This window comes from Pirellulales bacterium (assembly GCA_019694455.1).
GTDB lineage: Bacteria > Planctomycetota > Planctomycetia > Pirellulales > JAEUIK01 > JAIBBY01.
Map to the genome: position 1 here is coordinate 1 of JAIBBY010000099.1, position 8,039 is coordinate 8,039.

General features: G+C 64.8%; 7 protein-coding genes. 5 read left to right on the forward strand and 2 right to left on the reverse strand.

Translation table 11 applies throughout. The features are described 5' to 3' along the window. Positions 1-556: RsmD family RNA methyltransferase (locus tag K1X71_20615; protein ID MBX7075552.1), on the forward strand; the 556-nt coding region annotated here is incomplete at its 5' end. Between the two features lie 190 nt (positions 557-746). Here the strand turns inward: K1X71_20615 and K1X71_20620 are convergent. After that, positions 747-1,094, reverse strand: a complete 348-nt coding sequence (locus K1X71_20620) for a hypothetical protein (GenBank protein MBX7075553.1) — start codon at positions 1,092-1,094, stop codon at positions 747-749. A gap of 231 nt (positions 1,095-1,325) precedes the next feature. Here K1X71_20620 and K1X71_20625 point away from each other — a divergent pair, with 231 nt between their 5' ends. The 3 genes from K1X71_20625 to K1X71_20635 all read left to right on the forward strand — a co-directional run bounded on the left by K1X71_20625 (position 1,326) and on the right by K1X71_20635 (position 5,399). Beyond that, positions 1,326-1,709 carry a cupin domain-containing protein gene (locus tag K1X71_20625; GenBank protein ID MBX7075554.1) on the forward strand — a complete coding sequence of 128 codons (384 nt, stop codon included), beginning with the start codon at positions 1,326-1,328 and terminating at the stop codon, positions 1,707-1,709. 217 nt (positions 1,710-1,926) lie between these two features. After that, positions 1,927-4,770, forward strand: a complete 2,844-nt coding sequence (locus K1X71_20630; protein ID MBX7075555.1) for a hypothetical protein — start codon at positions 1,927-1,929, stop codon at positions 4,768-4,770. 98 nt (positions 4,771-4,868) lie between these two features. Continuing rightward, positions 4,869-5,399: an adenine phosphoribosyltransferase gene (locus K1X71_20635; GenBank protein MBX7075556.1), complete on the forward strand. Its 531-nt coding sequence runs from the start codon at positions 4,869-4,871 to the stop codon at positions 5,397-5,399. 14 nt (positions 5,400-5,413) lie between these two features. Here the strand turns inward: K1X71_20635 and K1X71_20640 are convergent, their stop codons facing one another. Further along, positions 5,414-6,793 carry an MFS transporter gene (locus K1X71_20640; GenBank protein MBX7075557.1) on the reverse strand — a complete coding sequence of 460 codons (1,380 nt, stop codon included), beginning with the start codon at positions 6,791-6,793 and terminating at the stop codon, positions 5,414-5,416. A gap of 284 nt (positions 6,794-7,077) precedes the next feature. Here K1X71_20640 and K1X71_20645 point away from each other — a divergent pair, with 284 nt between their 5' ends. Further along, positions 7,078-7,821: a UvrB/UvrC motif-containing protein gene (locus K1X71_20645; GenBank protein MBX7075558.1), complete on the forward strand. Its 744-nt coding sequence runs from the start codon at positions 7,078-7,080 to the stop codon at positions 7,819-7,821. The last annotated feature ends 218 nt before the right edge of the window (positions 7,822-8,039 follow it).

An 8,039-nucleotide genomic window follows, 5' to 3' on the forward strand; every position in this document is an offset into this window, starting at 1 on the left:
GCTGTTTCGCGGCCGCAAACTCAAATACAGCGGCGACGAGCGCACCCGGCCAATGAAAGATCGCGTCCGCGAGGCGGTGTTCAACTTAGTCCAGAGCGACGTCAAGGGGCGCCAGGCGATCGACCTCTTCGCCGGCACCGGCGCCTTGGGACTGGAGGCCATGAGCCGTGGCGCCGAGCGTGCCGTGCTGATCGAGCGCCATCATCCCACCGCCGCCATCATTCGCGAGAACGCCCGCCTTCTCGGTGTCGAAGATCGCGCGCAGGTCGTGGTGGGCGACGCCTTTGCCTGGTCGCGCCAGCCGCGCGGACTGACCGAAATCCCCTGGCTCGTCTTCTGCTCGCCCCCCTACGCGCTCTATGTCGATCGGCTGGGCGAGATGCTCGATCTGGTCACGCGTCTGCAAGATCGCGCCCCCGCGGGGAGCGCGCTGGTCGTCGAGTCCGACAAGCAGTTCGACATGTCGCTCTTGCCACAAGCCGACGCGTGGGACGTGCGCAGTTATCCACCGGCAATGGTGGGCGTGTTTCGCAAGCGCGAGCCAGAGATCGATTGAATTGCGATTGTTTACGATTCCGCCGCCATGAACGACGCGCGACGTCTGACGATTCGCCAACTGCTGGCGGCCACGGCGTTCTTTAGCGTTTCTGGCGCCTGCTTTTCGGCGTTGCCGGCTGCTGTAGCATCCAACTTGATTGCGATTCTAGGCTTCCGCAACTTGTCCCCGCCCGTCCCTGCCAGTGCGATTAACGAGAACCAGGCTCCTTGTCTTGTGGCTTTACAGCCTTGGTTTCGGCCTTGGTGAGATAACGCCACTCCCCCCAAAAATCCACTACCCGCATCACGCCATCACAGCGGTCGTAAACCCAACTCTCAAAGACATAGTCGCCGGTTTGTACCTGCGGCGGCCACGGCTGATTGTGCTCCTGCTCCCGAGCCAGAATCATATAGGGGATTTCTGTTGGAAACGCCTTGCAGGTCCAATTGTTGAACGGTTCCCCCTGTTGGCCCACGGTCTGCAAATGCTTGCAGTAATAGCAAGGCGGGTACAAAGTCGTCAGCGCCTCATCCGCCTTGAGATGGTATTTTGCCATATTCTTTTCTATGTCAGCCGGGTTATTCCGCTCGGCCGCGCCCTATGTCGCAATGATCGGACTATTATTTTCGGTCTACGGTAGTATCGGCTCGCTCGTAAGGACAATCTGGCGCGGCGCCATCTATGCCGCCCTGCTTGGCGCCGTCCTCTGCGGCTTGTTGTTTCTGGTAATCGGAGTGCGGATCGCGCACTAACCACACAGGCTCTCAGTTCGAGAAGAGGCATCTACATGGACGTCCACAACATCGACCGCGTGCCGGCCTTTACCACCGCCGACGGCTCGGAAATTCGTGAACTGCTCGCGCATCGCAACTCGACCATCCGCAATCAGAGCCTGGCCGAGGCGCGGCTGCGGCCGGGGCAGAGCACCACGCCGCACTACCATCCGCGCGCGGAAGAAATCTATTACATCCTGGTGGGCAGCGGGCGCATGCAACTGGCCGACGAACTGCGCGACGTCGGACCCGGCGACGCCATCGCTATCCCGCCCAACCTCGCGCATCAAATCACCAACACGTCGAGCGACACGCTGACCTTTCTCTGCTGCTGCGCGCCCGCCTACGAGCACGAAGACACCGTGCTGATCGAGCGCATGCCGCCGCCGCGCCAGTAGTCTTTGCCTCAATCGCCCGGCTTGTGCTGGCACACCGCTGCTAGCGGCGCGCCGCGCGCTCCGTTCCAGTATTTGGCGGCCGTGCGCCGGTCATGCGCGCGCGCCTGGCAAACCGATACTTTCCGAAGGGCGCGTGTCGTCGCGGGGGTAATTGCTTCGCGCTGGCAACAGCTTGTCGCTACTACCAGACTTGCGGCCGAGGCGGAGAACGTTGCTGATGAAACATCGTGAGTCGCGGCCGACCTGGCCATTTCTGATTCTGCTCGCCGGCCTGTTCGTTTTGAGCCTGATGGCGCCGCGCGGCTGGGAACGGATCGCGCGCCGCCATGAAGAGCCGCTGCCCGCGCGTCCGGCCCCCGAGCGCGAAGTGCCCGAGGCCAGCGACGACTACGCCATGACGCAGGTAGTGGAACCGACGCCTGCGCAGCAAGAGCCGTATGCCGCTAGCGCGCTTGTATCCAGCGACAACCTACCGCTGGCCGGTCCCGCCACAGGCGAATACGACGCCTATTACGCCACCAACGAGATCGTTCACGAGTCGAGCGAAACTCCGGAGCCGGCGGGCTCCAACTGGGCCAACCAGGCCGCCTGGACCATCGAGCCCGAGAGTCCTCAGAGTAGCGAGCCGCCCACCGCACAGCCGCCCGCCTCCGATGATGAGGCGACTGCGGCCAGCGTCGAATCGTTGGCGCCCCTGGTCCAATCGCCAGCGGCCAGCGCCGAGCCGACGCAGTTCTTTACCGATCCTCCTTCGCCCGCTGCCGCAACGAACCTCTCCGAGCAATTGCCGCAGCTAGAGGACAATTGGTCGCTCGACCCCAACGCCGGTGATTTGGTGGCCGACGAGGGGCCGCAGCCGACCTTGGCCGATCCACCGGCCAGCGCGCCGATCGCCAGCGGACCCGTGCTACCTGACAACGAGCTAGACGCCGTGCGCGTGGCGCTGCGGCCGGGGGAACAAGCCGCCGCGCCCCAAGATCGCCCCGAAGATTTTGAAGCGGCCCCCGTGGCCGAGACGCCTGCCGCCGAAGAAACCACCGCTTGGAAGGCGCCAGCCGAACTGCGCGACGACCTGACGGCGATCCACGAAGCGGCCTTCGCTCAAGACTGGGCCGCCGACGTGCTGCACGGGTTGGACGAGCTCGAATCCCTCGGCGGCCCCCGCACCCCGCAAGCGCAGCCAGTCATCAGCCGCTTGCGCTCCGCCTGCAACACAGTGGAAAAGCTGGCCCTGCGCATGGATGACGCGGCAACCGCCGAACGACTGCGGCGCGTCGGCTATGCCGTGCAGCGCCGCTGTCTGATCTGGGAGCAAGTCGCCGCGCTGCCGCAGGCCCAAGACGCGTTGGCGCTGACCGAGCCGCCCGAGCCAGAGCGTTTGCTGGCCTGCCTGTCGCGCGTCGACGCGCTGACCCACGCCTCGCCCAATGGCGATGGCTGGCGCAAATTCCTGTTGCTCGATGGCCTGCACGAACTGGCGGAACATCGCCAGGCCGCCGCCGATCGGCGGCGGCAGATCGCTCGCGATGCGTTGGAGCGACTCTCGACCCGTGGCCTGTCGTCCAAGCAGCGCCGCTTTATGACGGCGCACCCCTTGCTGTCGCTCCGCAGCGAACTCAAGTACTGGGCCGCGGAAACGGTCGACGTCGATGAGCTGATGCGCGAGCTGGAAGCCTACGAAGTCGCCGGCAAGGCCAGCACCGGCGAATTGGTGACCGCCAGTTGGCACCAGTTGCGCCGCGCCAAGCTGCCGGCCGCGCAGCGGCTGGCGCGCGACATCGACTCGGCCTATCGTGGCGCCAACGTGCGGATCGTCATCACCGACACACTGCTGACCCGCATGATGCCGGGCCAACCCTCGCGCGACGAGTTTGTGCGCGAGGAGATCTTGGGGCTCGCCACCCGCGGCCACACGCACACCACCACGAAGTTGGCCGTGCAACTTGTACCCGACCCCGGGCGATTGCGGTTTCGCTTGCAAGCCAGCGGGCTGGTGCACGCGCGCACCTCGGCCAAACCGGCGGGCGCCACGGTCTGGGCCGGCATGAACAGCACCTACCAGATCGAAAAACCGTTCGAGTTCACCATGGCCGGCTTGCAATCCGACTGGACCGAGGCCGACGCGCAGACGCGCACGCACTTGCGCGGCGTCGAAACCCCGCTCACGGGCGTGCCGATTCTGGGCTCGATGGTCGAGGGCTTCATTCGCCAGCAATACAACGAGCGCCGCCGCGAAGCCGAGCAAGAGCTGCGCCGCAAGATCATCTCCAAGGCAGTGCGCGAAATGGAGCTGCAGGTCGACCAGCGCATCGCCGAGTCCAACCAGCAACTACGCGAGCGGGTGCTGATTCCGCTGGAGCGTCTGCGGCTGGAGCCAACCGTCGCCGAGATGCAAACCACGGCCGAACGGCTAACGCTGCGGCTGCGACTGGCGGGCGATCACCAATTGGCCGCCAATACCCCACGGCCTCGCGCGCCGAGCGACGCCTTGGCCAGCATTCAGATTCACGAGTCGGTGCTCAACAACGTGTTCAATCAACTCGATCTGAATGGCCGCACCTTCAGCCAGGCGGAGCTGTTCGGCTGGATCACCGAGCGCCTCAATCGTCCGCTCGAGCAAGCGCCAGACAACTTGCGCAACGACGTCTTCCTGACCTTCGCGCCCAACGATTCGTTTCTGGTGCGCGTCCGCGACGGCGGCGTGGAAATCAATTTGCATCTCGACGAACTCCGCGCCGAGGGAGACACCTATCGAGACTTCACCGTGCGGGTGTATTACCGCCCCGACGAGACCAGCCCCACCGGCGATCTGGTGCGCGACGGCGTGGTGCAACTGATCGGCAATCGCATCACCTTGCGTGGTCAGATTGCGCTGCGCGGCATCTTTTCCAAAACCTTCCCCCGCGAAAAGCGGTTCAGCTTGCTGCCCAAGCGGTTTCAAGAAAACAAAGAGTTGCAATCGATTCGCGTGACGCAAATCGAGTTGAACGACGGCTGGTTGGCCATCGCGTTGGCCGAGCCGCGCGTGGCGCATGCGGCCACTGGCGCCAAGACGCGCTAGGCCGAAAGTCTCCCCCTTGCGTGTTGCGATTCCGCCGCCGCGCGCTATCATTCAGCCTCGCGAAGCCCAATGTCACATCCCTTAGTGAGCCATACGCCATGCAGCGCGCGACACAACTCGACCTGACGACCTTTGTGCGCGACGTGCCCGATTTTCCCAAGCCGGGCATCCTGTTTCGCGACATCACGCCGCTGCTGAAGGCGCCAGAGGCGTTTCGCGAGGTCATCGCGCGGCTGGCCGATCATTACCGCGACCAGCGCGTCGATTCGGTGGCCGCCGCCGAGGCGCGAGGCTTCATCTTCGCCGCCCCACTGGCGCTGGAGCTGAACGCCGGGTTCGTCCCCGTGCGCAAGCCGGGCAAGCTGCCGTTCAACACACACACCTTCCAATATGAATTGGAATACGGCGCCGACACGCTCGAAATTCACAGCGACGGCATTCATGCCGGCGAGCGTGTGCTGCTGGTCGATGATTTGCTGGCCACCGGCGGCACCATGGCCGCCTGTTGTCGATTGACCGAGCAGTGCGGCGCCACAGTGGTGGGCTGCGCGTTTGTCATTGAGCTACTCGCGCTCGGTGGCGCCAAGCGAATCGCGCCTTACGACAGCTTCAGCCTCATCAAATATTAGCCGCCGCGCGACCATTAGCCGACCGGCGCGGCAGTCTCGGCCATCGCCGGCGTCGTGGCGACAGGCGGCCGGCGCGCTCTTCGCCGCCGCTGCGCCGCGTCGAGCATCCAATAGGCCAGCGCCGCCAAACTGGTAAGCGCCGCAATGATCGCTGCCCCCTGAAACACCGCGTCCCAGCCGTAACTCTCCGCCACCGATCCGGCGTACCGCGTCGACACCACGGCGCCAAAGTAGCCAGCGCCGTCCACCAATCCGGCGGCGGTCGAACTGCCGCGCTTGCCGCCAAAGTCCAGCGCCAAAACGCCAGTGAGAAAGGTATACGGTCCCAATAACAGAAACGCCGTGGCGCTGAAGCAAGTCAGCGGCATCCATGGTGTGCTTTGCTGCGGCACATAGGCCAACAGCGCCAGCGGCACGACCAACAGCGCCAACGCCGGAAACATCACCCGCCCTCGGCTCCCCACCCACCGATCGGTCAAGTGTCCGGCCACCAGCGCGCTGACTCCGCCAAACAGCGGAAAGATCGCGCTCCAAGATCCCGCATCGCCGGGTCGCATGCCGGTCACCTCTTCCAGGTAGGTTGGCAGCCAGAACAGCATCGACTCGCGAATCAACGTCAGCCCGATCGACATCGCGCAGATCATCCAGAACGCGGGGCTCGTGAAGAACGGCAATAGCAGCGCGACCACGCCCCCCGGATGATCCTCGGCTTGGCTGGCGGCAAACAGGTTCTCAGGACTCTCGGCCGGCTCTTCGGCCCCGATCGATCGTGGACTGGCGCGCAGCAGCACAAAACTCGCCGCGCTAATCATTGCCAACGTGCCAGCGGCGACGTAGAACATGCCGCGCCAGCCAAAACCAGCCTGCAGCAAGCCTCCCAAGAAGGCGCGCGCCACCACGTCGCCAAACAAATAGCTCAGGCACAAAATGCCCATCACCTTGCCGTGGCTCTGCAGCGGAAACCAACGTGCCGAGACCTTGACCAAGGCGCCCCAGCCGGGGGACTGCACCAGCCGGTTCAATGACCAAAGCAGCACGAACAAGGTCGCCACTGGCACGGCCGGCAGCAAGCTCGGCCCCAGCGCGAACAGCACCGTGCATGCCGTCGATGCCGCCATGCCGAACAGAAACACGCGCCGGCCTCCGACAAAGTCGCACGCCATGCCCGCGAAGATCTTGCCGAACGAGTAAAAGACCAATCCCCAGGCGCTGATGTTGCCCAGGGCGGCCTTGTCGAGCCCGAACTCGGCCCCGATCGAACTGCCGCCGACCGACAGATTCGAGCGGCAAACGTAATACCCCGTGTAGCCAATTAGCAGCGTGGCAAGGGTAATGCGTTGCCATGCGGCGAGGCGGCGCGCCTCGGCGTCGACTCTCGCGGCGCCAGAACTCATGCAGCCGATCCCATCGTGGGAGCTTGTGAAGAAAAGGACGCAATCAGCGCCCCGCCATTGTCAACCGGCGGGCTGTTAGGTTACCCGATTTATCGCCGCCCGCCAGGGTCGATCGCGCCGCTGGCGCCGGCGGCGCGGCGTTTCAATTGACCAGCGGCATTGAGCTTGCGCGCCGGCACGCCGTTCGCATCTTGGCCTGCCGCTCGCCGTGGGCACGTTGGGTGTATAATTGTCGAGCGGCGCCCGCGGAGCGGCGCACGCGCTTACGAGAGGAACCGCCGGCGATGGCGCGACAGCCAAAGCGACAAGACATCGACCACGTGCTGCGGAAGTGGGACTATGACCCCTCCGAGATCAGCGTGCGCCTCGTCGAAACCAGCGACGGCCGCGAGGTGCTGCAAATGCGCGTCGAGCTAGGAGTCTTGCAGCTCGAGGTTGAGAACCGCCCCGATGGCTCGCGCCCCGGCGGCGCCGAGACCTACTTCGATTACCTGGTCGGCCTCGCGATTCACGACAGCGACTTCCAGATGACGGAAGAGCAGTGCGCGGAGGCCGACCGCGAGTTCATTCAGTTCTATCACCGCCGTATCTGCTGGCTCGCGCTGCGCATGTTTCGCCGCGCGGTCGAAGACGCCGATCACAACCTGGCGTTCATGGATTTTGCTCGCGACCATGTGGCAAGCGAAGAATGGGTGCAGTCGCACGAGCAATATCGCCCGTTCATTTTGTTTCATCGCACGCAGGCGGCGGCGCTCGCCGAACTGGAGGATGTCGGCCCGGAAGCGGCGATCGAAGAGGTCAATCAGGGACTCGCGCGGGTTCGCGAGTTCTACGACGCCGGCGAAGAGCCCAATGGCTTTGACGACGACGAAATGGTTGGCCGACTGGTCGAACTGCGCGAGTCGCTGCGCGAGCAGTATCAGGTGGGGCAAACGCTCACCGAGCAACTCACCGAGGCGGTGCAAAGCGAGCAGTACGAACTGGCCGCCAAGCTGCGCGACAAGATCAATCGCCGCCACTCAGCCTAGTGGCCGGTTGCCGATTCCAACTCGCGGCGCAACGCTCTGACTACGGATTCGCGGGCGCGAACGGATCGGCCGGCGCATCGCGCGGCGCGGCCGGCACATCGCTCGGCGCGGCCGGCGCATCGGCGGGCGCTTCCATCGGCGGCTCCGCTGCCGGCGTTCCCGGCAGCGTCGGCACCGGCAGCGCCGGCGCAGCCGCAGGGGCTGGCGCAGCCGCAGGG

Excerpts from the sequence above, each read along its gene's own strand:
- K1X71_20620 (MBX7075553.1), bottom strand. The coding sequence starts at position 1,094 with ATGGCAAAATACCATCTCAAGGCGGATGAGGCGCTGACGACTTTGTAC.
- K1X71_20625 (MBX7075554.1), top strand. The coding sequence starts at position 1,326 with ATGGACGTCCACAACATCGACCGCGTGCCGGCCTTTACCACCGCCGAC.
- K1X71_20630 (MBX7075555.1), top strand. The coding sequence starts at position 1,927 with ATGAAACATCGTGAGTCGCGGCCGACCTGGCCATTTCTGATTCTGCTC.
- K1X71_20635 (MBX7075556.1), top strand. The coding sequence starts at position 4,869 with ATGCAGCGCGCGACACAACTCGACCTGACGACCTTTGTGCGCGACGTG.
- K1X71_20640 (MBX7075557.1), bottom strand. The coding sequence starts at position 6,793 with ATGAGTTCTGGCGCCGCGAGAGTCGACGCCGAGGCGCGCCGCCTCGCC.
- K1X71_20645 (MBX7075558.1), top strand. The coding sequence starts at position 7,078 with ATGGCGCGACAGCCAAAGCGACAAGACATCGACCACGTGCTGCGGAAG.